Consider the following 24,702-nt stretch of genomic DNA (forward strand, 5'->3'; position numbering starts at 1 on the left):
TAACAGGCGTGTGTAGCCATTTGATGAAGCTTTGCTACACACTAAAATGCCTTAAGCAGCTTGATGATTTAATTTTCCATTAAAAATTAAGTCATCACAAATCAAAGTGATACGTTGAAAATCATTAAACATATCTAACTTAACACTATCAAACAGCCAAATAGAAAAAATAAAGTTCTTATCGACAGTCGCCCGAGCAAAAGGATTGATCAGTCCAACACGTTGATAACCATTGACTGTTAACGCAGCTTCACAAGAACCATGTTTTTCATTACGAAGTTTAGCTTTTTGCTCACTGTTATATTTGCTCTTATCTATTTGCAACATTAAAGTTGGAATCCCCAACTCTGTGAGCAGAATAAAATCACCAAAGTCCCCTTTTTTAGAATAACCAGGTAAATGGCTCCAATCTTTTTTCAGTGCTTTCAGTTCAAGTTTAGGTTTTTCTGTCAACAATTTAGGAACAGAGCTTAAAAAGAAACGTGGTGACACTTTATTATCTGAATCATCCTTACCAAAGTTAGATAACAAGACCATTGCACCACCTAGCATCATAATAAATAAAGCGCTAAGTGCTAGTTTAAGTTGGCTGGTTACTTTAGCTACATCTGAATTGACCGATAACTTACGAATTTGTGCATTTGCTTCATCTAAACACTCTGTTTTAATCTTCACCTCTTTCAATAATTGATGAACCTGTAATTTAAGTGCTTCTTTATCTTGTATAGGTTGATTAAGATCGATCTCTTCTGAGGGTAAGTAAACAAAAGGATCATTACCTTCACCAGCCATTACTTTCTTGTAGGCAATATGTACTATTTTAAATAACTCACTAGATCCTGATTTATCTGGATGAATTTTTATTGATAGCAGTTTAAATTGTTTACGAATTGCTTTTTTAGACCAAGTGTCATTTGTCCCTAAAATATCATGGTTATTCATCGTATAAGGCACTTTCCAATGTGTAGAAATATAAAATCAATCTTGATTGTATCCGAGAAGTAAAGAGCCAATTCAAGACTCCATTTTCAGCCAGTGAATTGTGACATTCTGATTGATGAAAATCAAAAAAATAGATAAAAAACAAGTGAATATGCTAAAAAAAAGAGATTAGAGTATTATTTTATGATTGTTGTATTCATTTAGTGATAGAGAATTTTTATGTTCTATAAACAGAGCTTTAGCATTAACTATCACATAAAAAACTAAGTTCTGTATAAGATTTTAACAATATGATAACCGTGTTTTGTTTTGACAATTGTTGGCGTTAATATTTCACCCGTAAAACAAAATTTATCGAATGCAGGTACCATTTGGCCTTTTTTAAACTCACCTAAATCGCCTCCTTTTTTACCAGAAGGACACGTTGAATATTTTTTAGCTAAGGTTTGAAATTTAGCCCCTTTCTTTAATTGTGCTAAAATATCTTCAGCTTTGTCTTGATGTTTAACTAAAATATGTAGTGCTGCAGCGGTTTTAGCCATAATATTTTCTCTATTTAAATCGCTTTTAAAATGTGTGTTGTTAAACAGTTCATGAGGTCTAAATTCTTTATGGAATAATCATTCATGTACTTGTTATGTCTTGATTACGTCTACACGTCCAAGTCTATAGTAAAAGGCCTATTACTTTTGCATTAACAACAGTAATAGGCTCTTTAGTTTTAGATAAAAAGAATAAGACTTTTTACCCTATTTTTTATCTATACTTTACTACATATGTAGATAGCGTTTAATTTTTTTAGTCGGTGTCTTAATAAATGGTTCTGTTTGCTCAATCACTGAGTTTATTTTGGAAAAAGAAGAAAGCTGTTGATTTGAACTCACTTTAATCTCTTCTAATAAGTTAATAATATCTTTATGCAAATCAAAATCACTTTGTTTTTTTAGATTATGCTGCTCATCAAATAAGTCATAATCAATATAAATCTTAGCCACTAATTTTTTATCTAATTCATATACCATTGAATCCACGACTAGCGGGTGTTGTTCAATAATGCTTTCAATAGATTCAGGGTAAATATTTTCACCGCTAGCACTAATAATAACGTTCTTACTTCGACCACTAATCGTTAATACACCTGCTTCATCAATATTACCCAGGTCGCCCGTATTGAACCAGCCCTCATCATCGAGCACTTCTTTGGTTCGCTCTTCTTCTTTGTAGTAACCTAGCATGACATTAGGTCCTTTTACATGTAACTCACCTTCGGTATCATCTTCTGAGTGTTTGATGAGACGATATTCCATCCCTTCAACCAATGTACCTGTTGTACCTAAACGTGTAGTACCTGGCACTGCGCCAGCGATAATAGGAGCCGTCTCAGTTAACCCATAACCGATTGCATAAGGGAAATTAGCTTCAATTAAAAATTGTTCAACAAAGCGTGATAATTTAGCGCCACCAATACCAAAGAATTTAATCTCGCCTCCAAAGCTTTCGACCAACTTTTTACCGGCTATTTTATTAAGCTTTTTACGTATAAAACCTACGTTATTGTATAAATATTGAATGATCTTCTTTTTGTTAAACTCAGCTAATACTTTGTTTTTATATATTTTTTCAATAACCAAAGGCACGCTTAAGATACAAGTTGGTTTAACTTTTTGCATCGCAGATAAAATGACTTTAGGTGATGGAATACGATTTATATAATAAACAGATGCGCCATTGGAAAATGGAACCAAGAATCCAACTGAACATTCAAAAGTATGTGCCAAAGGTAAGATTGAGAGGAAACGGTCTGTTTCAACTATTTCTGTTAGTCCGTTTGCCTGGTGAACCTGTGACAGTAGATTATTGTGACTCAACATCACCCCTTTTGACTGCCCCGTTGTACCAGATGTATAAATAATAACAGCAACATCGTCAGGATTAATGTTTAATGTATTATCTATTTCACTCATTTTTAATAACTTATTTTGCTTGGCAAACTTAATTGCCTTGCTTTTCATTATAGCAATTGCTTGTGCGCTTTTAACAAGTAATTCAGAGTGTTTAGGTGTTTTATCTTCAATTAAGTCAAATGTTTCCAGTGAAAATACATATGAAAGTTCTGAACTAAAATCTTCTTCGTTTAGTTTCTGTGCTATTTTTTTAGAGATAAACAAAGCAGTCACTTCAGAATGCTTGATAATATGATGAATTTCATTGGTATGAAAATCAGGCAAAATAGGAACAGCAATAACCCCCATCGCCGTGATCGCTAAATATACGATCCCCCAATGCGGCATGTTTTCGCTGCAGATAGCAATTTTATCACCCTGCTTGATACCTAAATCTTTAAATAACGCCTGAAGTTCTAAAACTTTTTGTTGTGCTTCACGATATGTAAGCATTTCATCATCAACAAAACCTAGAAATGCATTATCAGCATATTCTTTGAATGTGTGGTCTGCAAAAGACATAAAATTATTATAAGGAAGTGTCAACGTCATATATAAACCTATCCATAAGTAATGAGTGGATCCATTAAGTCTCAGAGCGGTTTTAATGGGTCGAACAATACAGTAATTGTAACGTATTCGGTTAAGAAATTGCGACCGAAAAACAATGAGTTTAGCTTATAATCAGAGTCTTATAACATTTTCCTACAAAAAAATGGCTCTGATATGTTCGTTTTTCAAAAATTCTTACTATATGCATTTAATATTGCCAAGCCTCTCAGCCAAATACAGCAAATTGTTAAACCTTAGCTCTTTGTAATAACCCAAATATAAAATACTGCACAGGCGTAAATCCAATCTTAAGGTTTAAAATTTAACTGTGCTCTGATTAACTCGAATTAAGGTTATTTAATATAATTGCTATATCAAGCTGTGTTAATATTATGTTTTTTCATTATTGAGACAATTTTTATGGCACGTCAAGTCAGCTATTTTTACCAGGGTACTAAAAAAACAATCGCATTTTCATTCAGCCAACACTTTGATATTTATGAAGCAGTGGCTGCCGCTGAAGGTGTTGATTTAACTTCATTTTGGGCAATGGAAAAACAATTAGAGATGACTTCTCGTGGTCAAGGTATTATGAAAAATTACCGTGCAAATGAATTTGATCGTATGGGATTTTCTGAGATTCGTTTCATTAAAGATGAAGAGCAAGAAAAGTAGTCATTTTTTAAGTATAAAATATATTTAAACTCAGTCTACTTTGTTCAAAAGGTATGGATTGAAACGATCAATAAACAGCCCTCCCTTTGAGCTGTTTATTGATACCAATTGCAATAACTTACTTATTCATAGCTAGTTTCGTAAAGACAGCAATTATTTTTAAACAACAGAAGATTGATTATTAGGTACACTGATAATGCGTTTTTCTAGTGTTTTTAATAACACGCCGTAAGCGGGCAAGAATAAACAAATACTCACTAGTAATTTGAATCCATAATCAACCATTGCGATTTCAAACCAGTTTTCAGCCATAAATGTATCTGTAGATGCATAAAAAGCAAAAGAGAAGAAAACTAACGTATCTAATAGATTCCCTAATAAAGTCGATGCTGTTGGTGCAACCCACCATTGTTTAGTTGCACGTAATTTAGCAAATACTTTGATATCTAATAATTGACCGAACAAGTAAGCTGCAAAGCTAGCCAGAGCAATGCGTAGAACAAAACTGTTGTATTCAGCTAATGCTCCCATGCCCTGTAACGAACCTTGATGAAATAAAACACCAATTACATAAGAAACAACTAAAGCAGGTAACATTGCTTTAAAAATAATGCGTCGTGCACTTTCTTGACCAAAAATGCGTACAGTCAAATCTGTGGCAAGGTAAACAAAAGGAAAACTAAAAGCTCCCCACGTGGTATGCCAACCGAAAAGTGTAAAAGGAAGTTGTACTAAGTAGTTACTAGCACAAATAATAAGAATGTGAAATCCGACCAATAGCGTCAATGCACGGCGAATTTGCGAGTGTGTAAGTGATAACATATTGTAACCTTTTTTATATGTAATAACGGGGTGAGGGAACCCGCTTAATTATTTATCCCATAATGGGGGCGCACATTATAGAGTGATAAATAGACAATTCAACCTTTTGGACAACTATTTTACAATCTGTTTTGGTGGCCTCTGTAATTTTTTACGCTTTGAATATATACTGTATATAAACACACTTAAAAGAGTAACCAGATGTTTGCTAATAAGCCGATTAAAATAGCTAAAGATATCGAAGCAGTTCGTCGCAGTGCTTTTTGGCACCTTTCTCGTCGGGACCACAGTCAAGCAGAATTACTAAAAAAACTGCAACGTAAAACTGACAATAAAGAATGGATTGAAACGGTTATTAATGAGTGTGTGGAGTTTAAGTATTTAGATGACCAACGTTTTGCCCATTCTTTTTTACGCAGTGCGCAAAACAAAGGCTATGGAATGACGAGAATAAAGCAAGATCTTACTTTAAAAGGGATCAGTGAAGCTTTAATTAAGCAGGCGATGCAGGAAAGCGAATTCGATTATATCGAATCTGCACAAGGGTTACTCGCTAATAAATATCGAGAAGCAATTGTAACCCAACATTTAAAGCAAAAAGCTATGGGGTTTCTTCAAGCCAAAGGATTTAGCTTCGATATTATTAACTCAGCCATTGAAGAGCATAATCAACTCTTCCCTGCACCTACGTTTAACGATCTAGAAAAAGCCTGTGAATTGTTATCCAAAAAATTCAAAGTGACTATTGATGAACAAAAGCAAAAAATGAAAGCAGTAAGGCTATTAACATCACATGGTTATGCCTATGCAAAAGCCAATGATGCTATCAAATTGTTCAATGAATACAAAAATGAGTAATGATAAATACACTTAATACAACAACTAAGCAAAACGACTATTTAATTCATACACAACGGAACAAACCATGGCAAAAGCAAAAACTAAAATATCTTACGTATGCAGCGACTGTGGTGCCGACTATACAAAATGGCAAGGGCAATGTAGCGAATGTAAAGCCTGGAATACCATTACTGAGTTTCGTGAAGCCTCTGCTGCAACTAAGTCAGTCAATGCCGCTATCAGCCGTAGTCAATCAGGTGGTTATGCAGGTGTAACCACAAACGGCGTAAAACGCATTTCGTCAGTTCAAGTTGAGCACGCACAACGTGTATCGACCGGATTAAGTGAATTAGACAGAGTATTAGGTGAAGGTATTACCTTAGGCTCAGTTGTCTTAATTAGCGGTGATCCTGGTTCAGGTAAAACAACCCTACTGACTAAAGTAGCTTCTGTAATGTCGCAATCTATGTCTACTTTATACGTCACCGCGGAAGAAAGTCTTAGCCAATGGGCAAAACGCGGCATTGAACGCTTACAACTTAACTTCAATGAAGATAATTTTTTACTTTCTGATACCGATAGCATTGAAGATATTGTCGATCAATGTATTGAAAACAAAGTTAAATTCTTAATCGCAGATTCTATTCAAGCCTTTGAATCGAACACAGTTGAAGGGTCAGCAGGTGGTGTCACACAAGTGAAAACCTGCGCCAAAATACTCAACCGATTATGTAAACAACACGGTATTACCTTGATTCTAGTTGGCCAAGTAAATAAAAATTCACAAATGGCTGGCCCACAAACCCTAAAACACATTATCGATACCGCCATTCATATTGAAGTGAATGATGCATCGGTGCGTATTCTTCGAGCAGATAAAAACCGTTTTGGTGATACTGAGCAAGTGGGTATCTTCCAAATGACAGAGAAAGGTATGCGTTCTGTTGATAACCCAAGTCGTTTATTCTTATCGGGCAGTGAAGAGCATTTTGAAGGTTCAGCTATTTCTGTCATTAAAGATGGTGCGCGTAATTTATTAATTGAAATTCAAGCCTTAGCGACTGAAGTCGAAGGTGAAAAATCAATACGTAACTGTATTGGTGTTTCCTACAGTCGTTTATCATTAATAACCGCGGTATTAAAAAAGCACGGCGGCATTCCTACTTATTATGATATTAATATTAGCTTAGTAGGCGGCCTTAAAATGGCGGACTCAGAAACCTCTACAGATATGGCAGTAACAGCAGCCTTACTAAGCTCAATTAACTCTAAACCTTTACCAAGTGATGCAGTGTTTATTGGTGAATTAGCACTAACCGGTGAATTACGCCAAATTCCACAAATCGTCCCACGAGTAAGAGAAGCCCTCACCCACGGTAAAAAACAGATCTTTATTCCAGCCATTGCTTACCACGCATCAATGCAACAGTTTGTAAAAGGTGAACAAAAGATTATCCCATTGAAGAATGTGCGAGATTTAATTGAGGCATTACAATAATGCAAGTTGCCAACTTACTTCAGGACCATTTACACCTTTTTAAAACAGCTAATGGTCAAGTGTTAGACCTAGCGTGTGGTCAAGGTCAAAATGGATTAGCACTAGCCGAAGCTGGAATCGAGGTTGTATTTGCAGATATACAAGGAGCGCCTTTATTAGCGTTACATGAGCAACATAACATAGCAAAAGAGCAATTGTGGCAAGCTGACTTTGAGTCTGAGCAAGGTGCGGACAGATTCAAATTGGAGCAATTAACATTACAAGGTGTGATTGTATTTCGTTATTTACACCGCCCACTATTTGAGCATATTAAACAGGCAGTCAAATCTGGAGGTATTGTTATTTACGAAACCTTTACCACAGAAAATCGGCAATTTGGTCGCCCTAATCGCGATGACTTTTTATTACAAAAAGATGAATTAAAGAGTATTTTTAAAGATTGGGAAATCTTATTTTATTTTGAAGGGATACAACACAATCCAGACCGAGCGATTGCGCAGATAGTGTGTAAAAAGCCATAAATATACATAATACTAACAACAATAATGCAGTATAAAAGCTAAAAGGGATGACAAGTAACTTGTCATCCCTTTTTATTATTTGGCTACTGTGTACCAGCTATACCAATTAACCCGATACTTATTGAAAATCGATTATAGGTATTTATTTTCTTTTAAATAATCAATAACTTGTTGCGCACATGCTTCGATAGATTTTTTATCTGTCTGTACATGTATTTCTGGATTAACTGGTTTTTCATAAGCACTATCAATACCGGTAAAGTTTTTAATCTCACCGGCGCGCGCTTTTTTATATAAGCCTTTAGGGTCACGAGACTCACAAACTGCTAAAGGAGTATCGATAAATACTTCGATAAACTGCCCTTCTGGCAATTGCGATCGCACCATTTCACGATCAGCAACAAAAGGAGAGATAAAAGCAGTTGAAACTAATAAACCTGCATCAGCAAATAACTTAGAAACTTCACCAACACGACGAATATTTTCAATGCGATCCTTATCTGAGAAACCTAAATCGCCGTTTAAACCATGACGAACATTATCCCCATCAAGGACGTAGGTTTTAGCTTGATGTTGAAATAACATTAGATCTACGGCATTTGCTACCGTTGACTTACCTGAGCCACTTAAACCAGTAAACCATAATACTGCGGCTTTGTGTCCATTTAATTGACAGTGGTCTTGGTGGGACACACTAGCTTGATGCCAAACAACATCAGATGATTTCTCGCCATCAACTTCTTTTTCAATATAAGGATTTGTCATAATAATTCTCTCTTAAAGTGCTTTTATCCAGTCTTATAGTTAATTAATAAACACTGGAAAACATAAATAATAAACGGTTAAGCGGCTGTTAAACCAAATACGCCAACAATAGCTATGATGCAGGTTACGCTATAAACCAAACTAACAGGGATGCCGATTTTAATAAAATCATTGAGTTTGTATTGGCCAGCATTAAACACCATTAAATTAGTTTGATATCCGTATGGGCTAATAAAGCTAGCACTGGCACCAAACGCAACTGCCATAATAAACGCCGTCGGATTAGCATCAATACTCAAGGCTAATCCATAGGCAATGGGGAAGATCAAAGCCGCCGCCGCATTGTTGGTAACCAGTTCAGTTAATAATAAGGTGACCGCAAATATTGCAATCAAGGCCACTAATGGACTAAATAGGTGTGTACTGGCGCTCATCAACTGATTAAAGTTATCAATCACACCACTGTTTTGTAAGGCGTAGGACAACACAATAGCGGAGGAAATGATCACCCAAATATCCGTAGGGAAACGTCTTAACAATTCACTACTCGTCACACAGCCACTCAATAACAACACACCGAGTAACAGTAATACCGCTTTAAATAACGGAATAACACCAAGCGCAGCTAATCCAATGGCAACAAAGAAACCAGCAATAGCCAGTAACTCTTTTTTACCTGATAAACGTGAATCCAGCTCAACATCGGATAATAAAATAAAGTTTTTACGAATATTACGACGTGATTTAAAGTCTTCACCGACTGCTAATACTAAAAAATCGCCAGGCTTAATTTTAAGTTTACCTATTTTACCTGAGACTTTTTCACCATCGCGTTTTATAGCTACCACAGCAGCATCAAACAAAGAGCGGAAACCAACAGACTTTAATGATTTACCATTTAAGATACTTTCAGGGCGGACTACAACTTCACGAAGATTACCTAAAGGCAAACCGCTGCTTTCAGCAAAGATAGATAACCCGTCAAACAGACGAAGTTGGCTTACTTTGGAGATATCGCCACTGAAGATTAATTTGTCATTGGCTTGAATCACTTGATTAGGGTTAATCGCGGTTAACTGTAAATCACCACGCATAATCTCCACTAAGAATAGTGATTGTAGATGACGTAAACCATTTTCATCGATACTTTTACCCACTAAACTAGATTCAGGTTTAACCTTAGCTTCTATAAAATATTCTTGGGCGGTATCACCTTGTATTTTACGATCTGGTAATAGTGAACGACAAAAATATAATGTCACCCCACAAGCTACCACTACGCAGATACCTACTAGAGTAAAATCAAAAAATCCTAAGGATGGTAGGTTTGCATCAAGTACTAAACTGTTGACGATTAAGTTAGTTGATGTCCCCACGAGTGTTAATGTGCCGCCTAAAATAGCTGCATAAGATAATGGGATTAATAACTTACTAGCGGAGTGATTTGGGTTATTACGAATTGGCCCAAGCATGGTTGAAACAACCGCCGTATTATTTAAAAACGCCGATGACAGTACAGTTAATCCAAACAACCTTAACCAAGTCGCACTGTAATTAGGTTGAATCACTTTCATTGCCACTAAACGCAACAATCGGGTTTTTTCTAATGCTATGGAGCACAGCATTAATAGAATAAGGGTTAATAAGCCTTGATTTGACAGGCTAAGAATAACTTGGTCTGTAGTGACCATTTGTGTTGAAAAAAGAGTTAACAATGCAACGCCAAATACTTGGCTTGGACGTTGTTGGAATTTAATTAAACCAATGATGGTTAGGATGAAAACGGCAAGTACAAAATAGGATTGGAATGTCATGAATGCGCCATCAATGAAGCGTGATCAGAAGTCAGTATCACTGGCAACTGATCACTTTTTAGAATTACCCTTTCAGGATATCTTTTGCTTCCCAATGTGGGAAATGCTTACGTACTAGTGCATTGAATTCAACTTCAAAGTCACTGTAAGCTGTTTTAGGCGCTGCTTTAGCTTCTATTGCTTGTTTAATCATACCTGCACCAACAGTGGCGTTAGATAAACGGTCAATAATGATAAAAGCACCAGTCGCACGGTTTGATGAGTAAGCATCAAATTGTACTTCTTTAGCAACTTCAAAATTACAGCTACCGATCTCATTTAGACCTAATTTAGAAGCAGGTTTTTGCTCGATAGTGTTTACATCTGTTTGATAGTTAACAGAAGTCACAGTGCCTACTGTAGAGTTACTGCCTACTTTAACAATGTATTCACGGTCAACGTGTAATGCATTTTCATCCATCCAAACTACGTCAGCTTCAAAGTTCTTAGTTGACTGTGGTTTTTCGTGTGGACGAACAATCATATCACCACGGCTGATATCAATTTCATCTTCAAGTGTTAGCGTTACTGCCATACCTTGGTATGCTACTTCTAAGTTACCGTCGAATGTAACGATCTCTTTAACTTTACTTTGTTTACCAGAAGGTAATGCTTCAATCGTATCACCGACACGGATTTCACCAGATGCGATCGTACCTGCAAAACCACGGAAATCTAAGTTTGGACGGTTAACGTATTGTACACCTAAACGGAATTGCTCATTTTCATCACTGCTAATTTGAACTGTGTTCAATAGGCGTAATAAAGGTGAACCTGGGTACCAAGTCATGTTTTCGCTTTGGTTTACAACATTGTCGCCTTTTAGTGCAGAGATAGGTACAAAACGGATATCTGCAATGTTTAGCTGTTGAGCGAACTCACGGTAATCATCTTTAATTTTTTTGTAAACTTCTTGGTCATAACCTACTGCGTCCATTTTGTTGATCGCAATAACCACATGTTTAATACCCAGTAGAGAACAGATGTAAGAGTGACGACGTGTTTGAACTTGTACACCGTGACGCGCATCGATTAGGATGATTGCAAGGTCACATGTAGAAGCACCAGTAGCCATGTTACGTGTGTATTGCTCATGTCCTGGTGTATCAGCGATGATGAATTTACGTTGCTCTGTTGCAAAGTAACGGTAAGCAACATCGATAGTAATACCTTGCTCACGCTCAGATTGTAGACCATCAACTAATAACGCTAAGTCAAATGATTCATCTGTTGTATTGAATTTTTTAGAATCTTTTTCGATAGCTGCCATGTGATCTTCAAAAATCATTTTGCTATCAAATAATAGACGACCAATCAGAGTTGATTTACCGTCATCTACGCTACCACAGGTAATAAAACGCATCATGTCTTTGTTTTCATGGACACGTAAATATTCTTCGATGTCCGATGCGATTAGATTTGTATCGTTAGTCATGTTTTTTCCTTAACTCTTTATAGGATTGGGTTATTTAAGCGTTGGCCTAAAAGTAACCTTCCATTTTTTTCTTTTCCATCGAACCAGCAGAATCGTTATCGATTACACGGCCTTGACGCTCAGAGGTAGTTGTTAATAACATCTCTTGAATAATTTCAGGTAATGTCTTCGCTTCAGACTCAATCGCACCTGTTAATGGGTAACAACCTAGCGTACGGAAACGTACATTCTTCATTTCTGGTACTTCGCCCTCTTCTAAAGGCATACGCTCATCATCAACCATAATTAAAGAACCATCACGCTCAACCACTGGGCGAGGAGCAGAGAAATATAGAGGAACCATGTCGATTTGTTCTTGGTAGATGTACTGCCAGATATCAAGCTCAGTCCAGTTAGAAAGTGGGAATACGCGGATACTTTCACCACGGTCTACTTTAGAGTTGTAGATGTTCCATAATTCTGGACGTTGGTTTTTTGGATCCCAACGGTGCTTTTTATCACGGAAAGAGTAAACACGTTCTTTAGCACGAGATTTTTCTTCATCACGACGAGCACCACCAAAAGCAGCATCAAAACCGTAATGATCTAAAGCTTGCTTAAGACCTTGAGTTTTCATTACATCAGTATGTTTAGCTGAACCATGTGTAAATGGCCCCATACCCATTGCAATACCTTCAGGATTTTTATGAACTAATAAATCAAAGTCGTATTTTTTAGCAAGATTATCACGGAATTCAATCATCTCTTTGAATTTCCAGTCTGTATCTACATGCAGCAGTGGGAAAGGAATTTTACCTGGGTAAAAAGCTTTACGTGCAAGGTGCAATAACACAGACGAATCTTTACCGATTGAATACAACATTACTGGGTTATCAAACTCAGCGGCTACTTCACGCATTATTTGAATTGATTCAGCCTCAAGTGCCTTAAGGTGAGTTAGTCTTTTATTGTTCATGTGTTTCCTTACAAAGTCACAAGATATATATAATTTTCTTTATTATGCAGTGTTATTTAATAAAAATCAGTAACGAAATTAGATAGTATATAGAAAATTGTTATAAGGGTGTGCCCTTGTTTAATTCATTGAAAAAAGAAAAGTTTATTTAAAACTGATCTTTGATTACTACATTTGTGGTGTAATCAAAGACAGCTGATAGTGATATTTTGTGTTTAAAGAGTTAGCTACTCTTATCGATAAGAGTGTCGCACGATTAAACAGCAAAAAATAGTCAAAGTTTAGTTTCATATTAAACTGATAAGTTCAATCAACTATTAATTGCTGTTAACTTACATTAGCTGCCCAAAATGATTAATGGTAACGATAATAATTGGTCACCCGATTTGGCAAAGTAGAAAATAATTGCAACTAAAGCGCCCACTGTCAGGAAGTACCATACACTCGAGAACACCTGCCCGTATCGGTCTAACGGTAATAAATGACTATTAAAACGGGTTCGCCATTCCAACACAATTTCCACACTGCCAATTAATAATAAAAACCCTAATAGAGCCAACCCAAGTTGGTAACTTACTAAGACCCCTACTAATGCTGTTACCACACAAGCTAATAAACCAACTAGGCTGTTCATGGAGAAAGTAATACTTTTTAAGATGTGTCCACCATCTAAAGGCAAAATAGGCAGTAGATTAAATAAATTTAACAATGCATTAAATGTAGCCAAACCAGCAAAAAACGTACTATCTGTTAACCAGTACACAATTAAACAACCAATAGACATAATCAAACCAAATGTCGGGCCCATAATTGAGATAACAACATCCTGCCAACGAGTATTAATTTTTTGGTCGGTGACCGCTAATCCACCAATAAACGGTATAAGGTAAATACCTTTAGTTTTCATCCCAAAGTATTTCATGGCGCGAATATGCCCATATTCATGGAATACCAAACAAGCAATTAATGCTAATGCAAATTGAAACGAAAAAAACCAACTGTAAGCAGCGATGCTTGCACCAGCGAGTACGACTTTAATAATTTTAGCACTCTTAAACAGTTTTAAAGCTAAAGAGCCTAAACCAAGTAAACTTAGTTTCTTTGGTTCCTCAGTTATTTTAACCGGAGTCTGTTGTTCAATATCCTTTGCATTTCTGGTTTTTTCTTCTATTAGCTTGTCGTCTACAAATAATGAGTAAGACACTAAAAATGGCTGCCAAATAACATAAACATCCAATTTACAATCAATAGCAACTTTATCCGCAATGATATCACTTTGTGGTGAATCACTAGCCTCTATAGATTGTTGTTGGAAAAGTTGAAAATGATGTGTCGTGTTTCCCTGAGCAGATTCACTTGCAGTAATCTGAGAGACCAACTGGTCACCCCAATATAATTGTTGCCAACCTGCCATTGAAGCTTCTAGCCTAAGTATTTTTCCAAAGTGTTGTATTTGCAATAATTCCATGATTTTTCCTTTTAAGTCCATTTAATTATGACAGAATTAAAAACAACTAACTATCCAATGGTTTCATCAAATGGCGACTATTTCTGGCTTTCAATTATTAACTTAACCCGTATACTTAGCTTTTTTAGAACCACCCCTTACTTAATAGAGAGAAAACCATGACTGAAAATATTGCTGCGTTAGAAAAATTTCAAGATGATGTTAAAGAAAGCCAGCTTTTATGGGCCTTACAAGATAAAGCCAGTGGTGATTGGGTGGTAATGGACTCAATGAATTACGAAGAAACTGAAGTAATGCCTTTATGGTCCACTGAAGCATTAGCTAAAACACACTGCATTGAAGAATGGTCAGATTACGCGCCAGCTTCTATTTCATTAGCAGATTGGTTTGAATTTTGGTTAGAAGATTTAGTAGAGGACGATGTAATTGTAGGTCTTAACTGGATCGGTGAAGCAAGTGATATCGAACTTGGTTTGTCAGAATTTACCGAGGCACTAGGCCAAATAGAAGCTTTATAAACTTCACAGTACACTATCTAGCATGTGTTTAAGTTCCAACACATGCTTACCTTTCTTAAATTATTTTTTATTAAAACGCTAAAACTTATGTCAGAAAATAAAACGGAATCATCAACAGATTCACGTACAATTATTGCCCTCACTAACCCTAAAAGCTCATCGAACGTTGGCGGCGCAATGCGTGCAGCGGGTTGTTATGATGCACAAAAAGTTGTCTACTCAGGTGATCGTTTCAATCGTGCAGTGCGTTTAGCAGCAGATACACAAAAGGTCCACGAAATTGTACCTTTAGTGCATTATGGTGAGTTATTAGACGCCTTAGAGCCAGGAATGAAACTAGTCTGTGTTGATTTAATCGAAGGAGCGACGCCTTTACCTAATTTCGAACATCCTGATAATGCGATGTATTTGTTTGGACCAGAAGATGGCACCATTAAACAAAAGATAATCAATCAAGCAGATGCTGTGGTGTATGTCCCAACTATAGGTTGTATGAATCTGGCCGCATCCGTTAATGTAGTGATGTACGATAAATTAGCGAAATCTCAGCAACACCAATTAGACAACGAATTAATTAAAAAAAGCCGAGATCGTAATAATAAGATCAAAGTAAAATCGTTGAAGTATGAAAAAAATAGAATAAAAGAAGAAAAAAGAATAATTCGAGAGGCTGCACTAAAAGAGCAATCGTAAACAGTATTTTGTCAAGTATGGCTTCCACCTTGTAAGATGAAAGCCAACTGCTTTTAGGTTAATTTAATTCAGGTTATAAATGCTCTTCCGCATACTCAGCAAGTCGGCTCCTGATTACGCCATTTAGAAATATATTTGCACTGCCTTCGAAATCTTTAAATCGTTCAACAATGTAGGTTAATCCAGAAGTAACCGGGGTTAAATAGTTACTGTCAATTTGTGCTAGGTTTCCCGAGCAAACAATTTTAGTCCCCTCCCCGCATCTTGTAATTATAGTCTTAAGCTGAGATGCAGTTAGATTCTGGCATTCATCCAGTAACACAAAACTATTTTGAATGCTTCGCCCTCGCATGAAATTGACTGATTTGAATTGAATATTGGCTTTATCCATAATGTAATTTACGGAGCTAGCACTGCAGTTATCATTTTTATGGAGCACTTCCAACGTATCTGTGACTGAGGCTAGCCAAGGCATCATTTTTTCTTCTTCGGTTCCCGGTAAGAAACCAATATTTTCAGCAATGTCCGGTGTATTTCGCGTGACGATAATTTTGTCATATTGTTTTTGCTCAATAACTAATTCAAGTGCAGCTGCTACAGCTAATAAAGTTTTACCACAACCTGCCGGGCCAGTTAACACCACTAAATCAATACTGGGATCAAGCAATGCGTTAATAGCCATGCCTTGATAAATATTTTTTGGCGTTACCCCCCAAGCTTGTTGGCCCATGATACGATCATAACCAATATCAAGCAGCTCAACACCATCTGCAAATTGGTCGGTAATTTTACCTACAAAGTCATGGTTATCATCGAGAATATATTGATTAGGAAAAGGTTGGGTAATTAATTCGGTTTTTAATTGGTGATAGGTATCTTCACCACGATTAAAAGTTTCACATTCCTTGATGGTATCCCAAAAGTCACCTTCTACTTGTTGATAGCCTTTACTTAATAAATCAACATCATCAATTAATTTATCGGTACGATAATCCTCTACATACTTTAATCCAGCTCCTTTTGCTTTAAGGCGCATATTAATATCTTTGGTGACGAGAACTACTTTTGAAGGGGCTTTGCTTTTTTGGAGATACAGTGCGGTGTTAATAATTCGGTTATCAGGCTCATCCTCACTAAAGGATTCTTGTAGAAAAGAGGCATGGTGATCAGCAAATATAGAAATGCTACCACCTAATAACACCCCTTTGTGGTCTATTTTCACCCCCTGTGATATTTCTTCTGTAGTGGCGTCTTCAAAAAGATTTTCTAAACCACGTATCGCGACCCTAGCGTCTCTACTTACATCTTTTTGTCTATCTTTAATGCGGTCCAACTCTTCTAAAACTGTCATTGGAATAACAACATTGTGTTCTTGGAAGGAGTAAAGTGCTAATGGCTCATGTAATAAAACGTTGGTATCAAGGATATAGAATTTGCGCTCGGCTTCTGTGATGAATAACTCCTCTATTGAAAAAATATTGCAATTGCATTTTTTATATAAACAATAAGTTATGTCACTTTCATTACAACCATCACATTTACGAGAATAACCGTCAAGTCAAATTTTCAGTCATTTCTGCATCAATTTTGAAAAAATTTGTTTCGTAAATAATCAGCGTGCGTATAATTGAATCAATGATACAAATCAGCAATTTAATCATTATATGAATGTTCGAAGCAGTTCATTGTTGGTTTAAACTAAGTAAGACTATCAATCAAAAGGTGTGATAAATGAGTACAGTTCTTGAATTAGTAAAAAACACGCGTCGTAAAAACAAGTTAAAACGTGAAATCATCGATAACGAGAAAAAAATTCGTGATAACCGTAAACGTGTAGACCTATTATCCAACTTACTTGAGTACATTACACCAGCGATGACTCATGAAGATATCGTTAATATCATTAAAAACATGCAATCAGATTATGAAGATCGTGTAGATGATCACATTATTACCGGTGCTGAATTATCAAAAGAGCGCCGTGAAGTGAATAAACAAATCAATTCATTCAGACGTCCAGAAGCAAATAAATAACGACAACTAACCTCGTTATTATTGCCAACAAAAAAGATAGCCTAGCTATCTTTTTTGATTTCTAGCCTCCGTATTTCTCTCGAACTTCTATCTGTATAGGCAAAACGATGAACTCGACTCCCTCATCCCTATCACAATTGCAACACAACCATATTGACCTATGGTCAGTTTCAGTTGAGCAATTTACTGATAGCAAGCAAGAGCAAGCCAACATGCTGTTGACTGCGCAAGAGCAAATTAAAATAGCCAGTTATAAAAACAACAACGCAAAAAAAACGGCACTGATATCGCGTGCGCTTTGTCGCCTTGTATTAAGTCAATATATTGATTGCCCACCTCAAGCCCATCAATTTATTCGCAATAAACACGGCAAACCCAGCCTAGCTAATAACTCAAAACAATTAACATTTAATATCAGCCATAACGATAAGCTAGTGGTCATTGCTGTATGTGTTAATGATCAAATTGGCTGTGATATAGAAAGTCCTGAGCGACGAGTAAGCATTGAACCAATCACCAGGCGTTACTTCTCCGAGCAAGAACATAGTATGTTAATGGCTAAACATGGAGAGTCACAAAAGCAGGCATTTTTTAAAATTTGGACATTAAAAGAAGCCTTTGTAAAAGCAACAGGGATAGGTATCAGCTTAGGGCTAGATTCGTTTTATTTCCTAAACGAAGAATCACCACCTCAACAAGCATCGCAAGATATAAAAGTGGTTTTTAATGCTCACTATCCGTTAGATACTGAGCAAGCTTGGTTTTGCTATCATGACAGGCTAGACTCACAAGCACTTTCATTATGTCGTGCTAGTGATAGTAAACAGCAAATTAATTACTTAGAGGCGAGTCATCTATTTCAGTAAGGTTGAGTCATCATGGTCAGACAGCTCTAGCAGAAATATCTGCTACTTTAGTTCGATAAACTCTACTGCCGCCGAATAGCCACCTTGTTCTTCTTGATTAACACGCAATAGTTTCGCCACGGCATGTAACGGCAAAAAGCGGCTATCAGTGGTCTCTAATAATATTTCAACTTGCTGATCAGTATTTAATCCTGAATCATTAAATGTAATTCGCATCCCGGTGCTACTTAAATCATTGCAGGTGCCAGGGTAAGAGACCCCATCTTTTACAATCTCGATAGGAAGATTTATCTCCATTCGATGAAATGAACGTTTATCATTTTGCGCAAAGTACATAAGATTCCCTCTTGAAATTTTTTATTAAAATGACTTATAACGGCTTTTTTTGCAAGTATCACTTAGCCATTTAGTTGAAATATGAGTCTGTCATCAAAGCAATAGATAAATCTTCATTACTTAGATAATAACTGAATGATCGATTCCGGCATAGGTTGTAATTGTTTATTCTTATCTAAACAAACCATCTCTATATCTCCAATCACAGCCGCTCTTTTTGAATTTGGTCGCCACACTTCTTGACGCCATACTGTTTTATACTTGCCTTCAATAACAAAGCTAGTGCGAATATCACATATTTCTGCAAACTCTACGCCATCCTGAAAAGTCATATTAGCTTTATATACTGCAAAACCTAAACCTTGCTCTTTCCACAACTGATCTAGACGTTGACTATCAATAACATGTTCCCGAGCCCGTTCAAAATACTTTAAAAAGTTAGGGTGATATACCACGCCAGAATGATCCGTGTCTTCATAATATATCTGCACTGGGTGGTGATAAATCTTATTTTCCATCTATATTTAAACCTATGTTAGCTAATATGTTGTCGCAGGCTTCTTCTAATAAATCCAACACTAGTTCAAAGCCTTGCTCTCCCCCATAATAAGGATCAGGAATCACTTGCTCTCCTAGTCCTGCGAATGCTAAAAACAACGCGATTTTATGTTGGTGTTGTACTGGGCATAGATTTAGTAAATCTTGCTTATTCTCCTGATCCGCTGCAAGAATATAATCAAACTCAGAAAAATCCTCTATTGTGACTCCTCGTGAGCTAATACCTGAAAATGAATATCCACGCTTTTCACCCGCAGCGATTGCTCTAGCATCGGGTTTATTGTCTTGATGATAGTTAATAGTGCCTGCAGAATCGATCTCTAACGCCACGTCTTTTTGCTGAGCTTTAGCTCTTAGCACAGCCTCTGCGGTTGGCGAGCGACAAATATTACCTAAACAAACAATCAGTACTTTTTTCATCTGCTTTCTCACTTATTATGCGAATATAGGAATGATTATTCAACGAGTTGATACATACCTTGATAAGCAAAAAATTTAGGTTGTAAATTAGGGGTTTGATAGGCTTTTTGCAATGCGTCTATCAAGGTTTGTGTTCGTTCACATACACCCTTTTCTAATAACCATAATACTTTTTGATAGACTTTTTGTTTAAAGCTTAATCGATTAATGACAATGCCACTTAAATTATCACTACTGACATCAAAGTCCGCACCACAACTCACCGTTAATATCCATTCTATGGCTTGAGGTAACACCTCTACTTTTTCAAACTCAGCTTGTCGTGCTTGGTCTCGATCATCAGGTTCATACCAATAGCCATAATCAACTTGTAAACGTCGTTGCTCACCAGCTACTAACCAATGCGATATTTCATGTAAAGCACTAGAGAAATAACCATGGGCAAAAACAATTTGATGATATGAACATTCGTCATTAGCAGGTAAATAGATGGGCTCATCATCCCCCAATACCAGCTTAGTATTATATTGTTGAAAAAACTGCTGATTAAATATCTGAATTAAATCTTGGCTAACAAACTCAGTTTTTGATACGTGTAACATGTAATAAAAATCTCAGAAAACAATATGATCGACAAGGGTAAATACAAATTATACACTCACCTTTATGTTCAATCTAACTAATAAAGATAAACTATGTCATTACTGAGCAAACTTCGTTGTGCATTCACCTTAGGTCAAGGTGTATTGATCGAAAATAAAGCATTAACCACAACAAACGACCCAATTCAATTCTTTAACGACTGGTTAAAAGAGGCGGAATCAACTGGGGTTGTGTTACCAGAGTCTATGTCTGTATCGACTTGTAGCCCGCAAGGTCGCCCTTCTTCTCGAATGGTGTTATTAAAAGAAGTGGATCAACAAGGTTTTGTATTCTTTACTAACTACGGCAGTCGTAAAGCCGGAGAGTTAGAAGCCAATCCCTTTGCAGCACTGTTATTTCATTGGAATATACTACAACGTCAGGTACGTATTGAAGGGCGAATTGAACGTGTAAGTCATGCTGAGTCTGAAGCGTATTTCCATTCTCGTGGTCGAGGCAGCCAAATCGGCGCTTGGGCATCAAAACAGAGCCAAGTATTAGATGAAAGACAAACACTGGTCGACAGTGTGAAATATTACGAAGCAAAATTTGCAGGCCAAGCAATTCCTTTACCGGATTTCTGGGGTGGATATCGTGTTATTCCTGAAAAAATTGAATTTTGGCAAGGTAAAGCAGACCGCTTACATGATCGCTTCACCTATACAAAATCAGGAAAAGAATGGCAGATAGATAGACTCAATCCATAATATGCTTAGTTCTTAAGTTGTATTTTGTGTCGTGCTTTATTCATTCCAATAAAGCACGACCGTTGCACCACTGATTGAGCTACCATAGTTTACTGATACGCCAATTCCAATATTGTCTAAAAATGGAATTTGGTTATTTGTATCAATCACCCAACCGACACTCGTTTCATAGTAATAACCGTCATCAGCCATCGCTTCTAGATCACCAAATAAGTCGATTCTTCTAAAATCGATGGTCAAAAAGTCGTTGACTCCCCATAGTTCAGGTACACCAACGGTAAATTCAACACCATTAGTAATACGCCAACCTTCTGGATTAACACTGAATTTATCATTGATAGTACCAGCAAAACTTTGACCATAAATATAGTTAGTTTTGTTGTGTGCTCTCCATGTTCCCCATTGCTCATCGCGTTCATAGCCAATACCAACCTCAGGCTCAGCAATCACAGCCCATGCGCTAATATTTAAAGTATCACCATCTAATTCATCAATAGCATCCTCAGGAAAGCCACCACCATACTCATAATCGTTACTGTAGTAAGTGAGATGAAAACCTAGAGCAGATGTTACATACCAACTATCAGTCACATGATAAAACTGCGAATAGTTACCATAAATACCCATAGTCTCTTGCTTGGCTGTATCAGCAACTCCTGAATAAATTTCACTATCACTTTCGGTATTAATGTAGAAAGCACGTGCAGTGATGGCGTGATCCCATGCTTCACTTTTAGGCTCTAAATCCCAAGTGTAAGGGATCACAAATACATTCAAGCTATTTTTATAATTTGACGAATCTTCATCACCAAAGCCCGGGTCATCCGACTCAATATCGAAATTAGTGAAACCAAAGGTTAACGCTTCACTGTCAGACATTAATGTAGAAATAGCGAAAGACTCTTCAATTGAATCTAAAGCACTTTCAGCAGCACACATAGGAACACTAACAAATGAACTCAATAAAAATAAGTACACTGAATAATTTTTATTATTACGAAACAAGTATCCCTCCTCTTTATTTAACATATTTTATATGATCTATAACCAGCCATGCTGTTCAAACATATCGGCTAATTGATCCAATTCTTTATCAATATGTGTTTTCCAGTTGATACCATTTTGAGCAATACCAAGTTGTTCCATAAACCAATTATAAAAAACAGCATTATCAAATAAACCATGCAGATAAGAAGTATAAACGTTTGCTTGTTGCCAACCTATATCTGCATCAATAAATGAGGTAACACTATCATTTAATAGCACACTTTCACCATGATGAATTTCATAAGCGTCTATTGTTTGACCTAACCAAGTTAATTTTCGTTGTTTTGTTGCTTTATTGTGTGCCAAGGTAGTAGTTAGATCGATAACACCTAATCCTTTTTTATTACCATCTTCTAGCACTAGCGGGTCATTAATTTGATGACCAAGTATTTGCAAACCACCGCAAATCCCTAAGGTTAATTTACCTGATTGAGTAAACTTAATTATTTCACTGTCTAGTCCAATTTCTTGTAAAAAAGCTAAACTTTTACCACTATTTTTACTACCAGGTAAAATGATTGCATCAAATACTGAAAGGTCTTGATATTTTTGAACAGGGACAAGGTTAATATCATCTTGATAAGTCAGCGCATCAAACTCATCCATATTAGAAGCATAAGGATAATAAATAAGTGCAACATTTATCGCACCATATTGCCATGTAGTGCCTAACCTAAAACTATCTTCTTCTGGCAAGTGATGTCGATGATAAGGCAAGTTTGCAACGGTAGGTATACCTGTTTTTTCTTCTAACCAGTCCATTGCATTACCTAATAAACTAGGATCTCCACGGAATTTGTTTAACACAAAACCTTTAATTAGCTTTTGTTCTTCTTTTGCTAAACAAGCCCAAGTTCCTAATAAATGCGCAAATGAACCACCTCTGTCAATATCTGAAACGAGATAAACGTCCGCTTGGCATGCTAAGGCGACACTCATATTCACAATGTCTCCTTCTCGAAGATTTATTTCCGCAGGGCTACCTGCACCTTCGATAACTACTTGTTCGTATTCAGTTTGAAGTTCATTTAAGGCTGTTAATACTTTCGGCCAAATCAACTTTTTCCTTGCCATCCAAGGCATATTAGATATAGCAGTATCGACTTTTCCATTAATAATGACTTGGCTAAAGGTTTCTGCACTCGGTTTTAATAAGACTGGGTTCATCAATACTGATGGAGTTGTTTTAGCTGCAATTGCTTGAAGATATTGGGCACGCCCTATTTCTGAACCATCTTCAGTAATTGCTGCGTTATTACTCATATTTTGGGCTTTAAAAGGAGCAACATCGACACCACGATTTGCCAATAAACGACAAATGGCAGTCACAATCAATGACTTTCCAGCATCACTAGTACAACCTAATACCATTATCGGCTTTTTCTTTAAAGTCATTATTTTTATTTAATCCACAAGTTGCAGCATATTTAGAAGACAAAAAAAAACACCGTTTGCACAGTGTTTTTTTTACTGGAGCTCGGTTATTCTTAACCGCGGCGCGTTGCCACTGCTTCAGATAATTGTGCAAGTAATGTTTCTGTTGCATCCCAGCCAATACATGCATCAGTAATACTTTGACCATATGTTGGAGCAACACCTTCGCATAAGTCTTGACGACCTTCTACTAAATGACTTTCAACCATTACGCCTGAGATAGCTTTATCACCGCCAGAAATTTGGCCACATACGTCATCAAGTACTTTCATTTGGTTTTCGAATTTTTTCTCAGAGTTTGCATGACTAAAATCGATCATTAATGTTTCGGCCAAACCTGATTTTTTAAGATCCGTTTTAATCGCAGCAACATGCTTAGCACTGTAATTTGGCTCTTTACCGCCACGTAAAATGATATGACAATCAGGGTTACCTGCTGTTTCAACAATTGCACTATGACCAAATTTGTTTACAGACAAGAAATGATGAGACGCATTAGCTGCGCCAATTGCATCTACCGCTACTTTAATCGTACCATCAGTACCATTTTTGAAACCTACTGGGCAAGATAGACCAGAAGCTAGTTCACGGTGAACTTGTGATTCCGTAGTACGTGCACCAATTGCGCCCCAAGACATTAAATCAGCGATGTACTGTGGCGTAATCATATCTAAGAACTCAGTCGCGGCAGGCAGCCCTTTTGAATTAATATCCAATAATAGTTTACGAGCTGTACGTAAACCTTTGTTAATGTTGAAGGTACCATTTAATTCAGGATCATTAATTAATCCTTTCCATCCAACAGTTGTACGCGGTTTTTCGAAGTAAACACGCATTACAACTTCTAATGTATCTTTGTATTTTTCACGTAATGCAACTAGTTTATCTGCATATACTAGTGCAGCTTCAGTATCGTGAATAGAACAAGGACCGATAATCACTAATACGCGGTCATCTTTGTTGCTTAGAATGTCACTAATTGCAGAACGAGAATCTGCTACTGTTTGGCTTACTGCATTTGTTGCTGGAAATTTCTCTAGTAACGCAATAGGGGGTAATAATTCTTTAATCGCTGTAATTTTTAAATCGTCTGTTTTAATCATAATATGTCCTGAGCACACCGTTGTGCCTAATAGTTAATTTCTTGTTTTATTGTGTATTGTATAAATATCTGTTTA

At 36.6% G+C, this 24,702-nt stretch carries 26 protein-coding genes; 9 read left to right on the forward strand and 17 right to left on the reverse strand.

Annotated elements, in window-relative coordinates:
• Positions 1-51 precede the first annotated feature (51 nt).
• From V5290_RS03530 to V5290_RS03540, 3 genes are all read right to left on the reverse strand, one after another.
• Positions 52-942: a J domain-containing protein gene (locus V5290_RS03530; protein WP_333381959.1), complete on the reverse strand. Its 891-nt coding sequence runs from the start codon at positions 940-942 to the stop codon at positions 52-54.
• A 263-nt stretch (positions 943-1,205) separates the two neighbouring features.
• On the reverse strand, positions 1,206-1,484 hold the full coding sequence (gene ppiC / locus V5290_RS03535) for a peptidylprolyl isomerase PpiC (RefSeq protein ID WP_333381961.1): 279 nt from the start codon (positions 1,482-1,484) through the stop codon (positions 1,206-1,208).
• Positions 1,485-1,712: 228 nt separating this feature from the next.
• Positions 1,713-3,437 (reverse strand): AMP-binding protein, encoded by a 1,725-nt coding sequence (locus tag V5290_RS03540; protein WP_333381963.1) that lies wholly within the window; start codon positions 3,435-3,437, stop codon positions 1,713-1,715.
• Positions 3,438-3,857: 420 nt separating this feature from the next.
• Here V5290_RS03540 and V5290_RS03545 point away from each other — a divergent pair, with 420 nt between their 5' ends.
• Entirely contained in the window at positions 3,858-4,112 is a 255-nt protein-coding gene (locus tag V5290_RS03545; protein ID WP_333381964.1) for a DUF2960 domain-containing protein, read from the forward strand.
• A gap of 159 nt (positions 4,113-4,271) precedes the next feature.
• On the opposite strand, the gene V5290_RS03550 is transcribed toward V5290_RS03545, so the two are convergent.
• Positions 4,272-4,934: a 7-cyano-7-deazaguanine/7-aminomethyl-7-deazaguanine transporter gene (locus tag V5290_RS03550; RefSeq protein ID WP_333381966.1), complete on the reverse strand. Its 663-nt coding sequence runs from the start codon at positions 4,932-4,934 to the stop codon at positions 4,272-4,274.
• 201 nt (positions 4,935-5,135) lie between these two features.
• Here V5290_RS03550 and V5290_RS03555 point away from each other — a divergent pair, with 201 nt between their 5' ends.
• The 3 genes from V5290_RS03555 to V5290_RS03565 all read left to right on the forward strand — a co-directional run bounded on the left by V5290_RS03555 (position 5,136) and on the right by V5290_RS03565 (position 7,793).
• Positions 5,136-5,792, forward strand: a complete 657-nt coding sequence (locus V5290_RS03555) for a regulatory protein RecX (RefSeq protein WP_333381968.1) — start codon at positions 5,136-5,138, stop codon at positions 5,790-5,792.
• 67 nt (positions 5,793-5,859) lie between these two features.
• On the forward strand, positions 5,860-7,272 hold the full coding sequence (gene radA, locus V5290_RS03560) for a DNA repair protein RadA (protein ID WP_333381970.1): 1,413 nt from the start codon (positions 5,860-5,862) through the stop codon (positions 7,270-7,272).
• Positions 7,272-7,793, forward strand: a complete 522-nt coding sequence (locus V5290_RS03565; RefSeq protein WP_333381972.1) for a methyltransferase domain-containing protein — start codon at positions 7,272-7,274, stop codon at positions 7,791-7,793. Before radA ends, V5290_RS03565 begins: the two co-directional genes overlap by 1 nt.
• A gap of 132 nt (positions 7,794-7,925) precedes the next feature.
• Here V5290_RS03565 and cysC read toward each other — a convergent pair whose 3' ends face one another.
• The 5 genes from cysC to V5290_RS03590 form a co-directional block, all read right to left on the reverse strand.
• Positions 7,926-8,558, reverse strand: a complete 633-nt coding sequence (gene cysC / locus V5290_RS03570; protein WP_113817534.1) for an adenylyl-sulfate kinase — start codon at positions 8,556-8,558, stop codon at positions 7,926-7,928.
• Between the two features lie 77 nt (positions 8,559-8,635).
• Positions 8,636-10,372 carry an SLC13 family permease gene (locus V5290_RS03575; protein ID WP_333381976.1) on the reverse strand — a complete coding sequence of 579 codons (1,737 nt, stop codon included), beginning with the start codon at positions 10,370-10,372 and terminating at the stop codon, positions 8,636-8,638.
• A 64-nt stretch (positions 10,373-10,436) separates the two neighbouring features.
• Positions 10,437-11,846, reverse strand: a complete 1,410-nt coding sequence (gene cysN / locus V5290_RS03580; protein WP_113817532.1) for a sulfate adenylyltransferase subunit CysN — start codon at positions 11,844-11,846, stop codon at positions 10,437-10,439.
• A 46-nt stretch (positions 11,847-11,892) separates the two neighbouring features.
• On the reverse strand, positions 11,893-12,801 hold the full coding sequence (gene cysD / locus V5290_RS03585; protein WP_333381980.1) for a sulfate adenylyltransferase subunit CysD: 909 nt from the start codon (positions 12,799-12,801) through the stop codon (positions 11,893-11,895).
• Between the two features lie 337 nt (positions 12,802-13,138).
• Positions 13,139-14,269, reverse strand: a complete 1,131-nt coding sequence (locus tag V5290_RS03590; RefSeq protein WP_333381981.1) for a site-2 protease family protein — start codon at positions 14,267-14,269, stop codon at positions 13,139-13,141.
• 158 nt (positions 14,270-14,427) lie between these two features.
• Here V5290_RS03590 and V5290_RS03595 point away from each other — a divergent pair, with 158 nt between their 5' ends.
• The gene (locus tag V5290_RS03595; RefSeq protein ID WP_333381983.1) at positions 14,428-14,787 is read left to right on the forward strand and encodes a DUF2750 domain-containing protein; all 360 of its coding nucleotides are present in this window, start codon (positions 14,428-14,430) and stop codon (positions 14,785-14,787) included.
• Positions 14,788-14,874: 87 nt separating this feature from the next.
• A complete protein-coding gene (locus V5290_RS03600; RefSeq protein ID WP_333381984.1) occupies positions 14,875-15,480 on the forward strand; it encodes an RNA methyltransferase in 606 nt (201 codons plus the stop codon).
• 73 nt (positions 15,481-15,553) lie between these two features.
• On the opposite strand, the gene V5290_RS03605 is transcribed toward V5290_RS03600, so the two are convergent.
• The gene (locus V5290_RS03605) at positions 15,554-16,933 is read right to left on the reverse strand and encodes a PhoH family protein (protein WP_333382149.1); all 1,380 of its coding nucleotides are present in this window, start codon (positions 16,931-16,933) and stop codon (positions 15,554-15,556) included.
• Positions 16,934-17,211: 278 nt separating this feature from the next.
• On the opposite strand from V5290_RS03605, the gene V5290_RS03610 reads away from it, so the two are divergent.
• Positions 17,212-17,514 carry a DUF496 family protein gene (locus tag V5290_RS03610; RefSeq protein ID WP_333381986.1) on the forward strand — a complete coding sequence of 101 codons (303 nt, stop codon included), beginning with the start codon at positions 17,212-17,214 and terminating at the stop codon, positions 17,512-17,514.
• 107 nt (positions 17,515-17,621) lie between these two features.
• On the forward strand, positions 17,622-18,380 hold the full coding sequence (locus V5290_RS03615) for a 4'-phosphopantetheinyl transferase family protein (protein ID WP_333381988.1): 759 nt from the start codon (positions 17,622-17,624) through the stop codon (positions 18,378-18,380).
• Positions 18,381-18,422: 42 nt separating this feature from the next.
• On the opposite strand, the gene V5290_RS03620 is transcribed toward V5290_RS03615, so the two are convergent.
• The 4 genes from V5290_RS03620 to V5290_RS03635 form a co-directional block, all read right to left on the reverse strand.
• Positions 18,423-18,716, reverse strand: coding sequence for a PilZ domain-containing protein (locus V5290_RS03620; protein WP_113817524.1), 294 nt, complete (start codon positions 18,714-18,716; stop codon positions 18,423-18,425).
• A 116-nt stretch (positions 18,717-18,832) separates the two neighbouring features.
• Positions 18,833-19,234, reverse strand: a complete 402-nt coding sequence (locus tag V5290_RS03625; protein WP_333381991.1) for an acyl-CoA thioesterase — start codon at positions 19,232-19,234, stop codon at positions 18,833-18,835.
• A complete protein-coding gene (locus tag V5290_RS03630) occupies positions 19,224-19,694 on the reverse strand; it encodes a low molecular weight protein-tyrosine-phosphatase (RefSeq protein ID WP_333381993.1) in 471 nt (156 codons plus the stop codon). The genes V5290_RS03625 and V5290_RS03630 overlap by 11 nt, the downstream gene beginning before the upstream one ends.
• 35 nt (positions 19,695-19,729) lie before the next feature.
• The gene (locus V5290_RS03635; protein WP_333381995.1) at positions 19,730-20,296 is read right to left on the reverse strand and encodes an elongation factor P hydroxylase; all 567 of its coding nucleotides are present in this window, start codon (positions 20,294-20,296) and stop codon (positions 19,730-19,732) included.
• Positions 20,297-20,389: 93 nt separating this feature from the next.
• Here V5290_RS03635 and pdxH point away from each other — a divergent pair, with 93 nt between their 5' ends.
• Positions 20,390-21,043 (forward strand): pyridoxamine 5'-phosphate oxidase, encoded by a 654-nt coding sequence (gene pdxH, locus V5290_RS03640; RefSeq protein WP_333381997.1) that lies wholly within the window; start codon positions 20,390-20,392, stop codon positions 21,041-21,043.
• 36 nt (positions 21,044-21,079) lie between these two features.
• On the opposite strand, the gene V5290_RS03645 is transcribed toward pdxH, so the two are convergent.
• The 3 genes from V5290_RS03645 to aroG form a co-directional block, all read right to left on the reverse strand.
• On the reverse strand, positions 21,080-22,048 hold the full coding sequence (locus tag V5290_RS03645; protein ID WP_333381998.1) for a Solitary outer membrane autotransporter beta-barrel domain: 969 nt from the start codon (positions 22,046-22,048) through the stop codon (positions 21,080-21,082).
• Positions 22,049-22,084: 36 nt separating this feature from the next.
• Positions 22,085-23,485 carry a cobyric acid synthase gene (locus V5290_RS03650; RefSeq protein ID WP_333382000.1) on the reverse strand — a complete coding sequence of 467 codons (1,401 nt, stop codon included), beginning with the start codon at positions 23,483-23,485 and terminating at the stop codon, positions 22,085-22,087.
• Between the two features lie 92 nt (positions 23,486-23,577).
• Positions 23,578-24,630, reverse strand: coding sequence for a 3-deoxy-7-phosphoheptulonate synthase AroG (gene aroG, locus V5290_RS03655; RefSeq protein WP_333382151.1), 1,053 nt, complete (start codon positions 24,628-24,630; stop codon positions 23,578-23,580).
• Between the last annotated feature and the right edge of the window lie 72 nt (positions 24,631-24,702).

The sequence above is a fragment of the Psychromonas arctica genome (assembly GCF_036697365.1).
In the GTDB taxonomy this organism is placed as follows: Bacteria; Pseudomonadota; Gammaproteobacteria; order Enterobacterales; family Psychromonadaceae; genus Psychromonas; species Psychromonas arctica_A.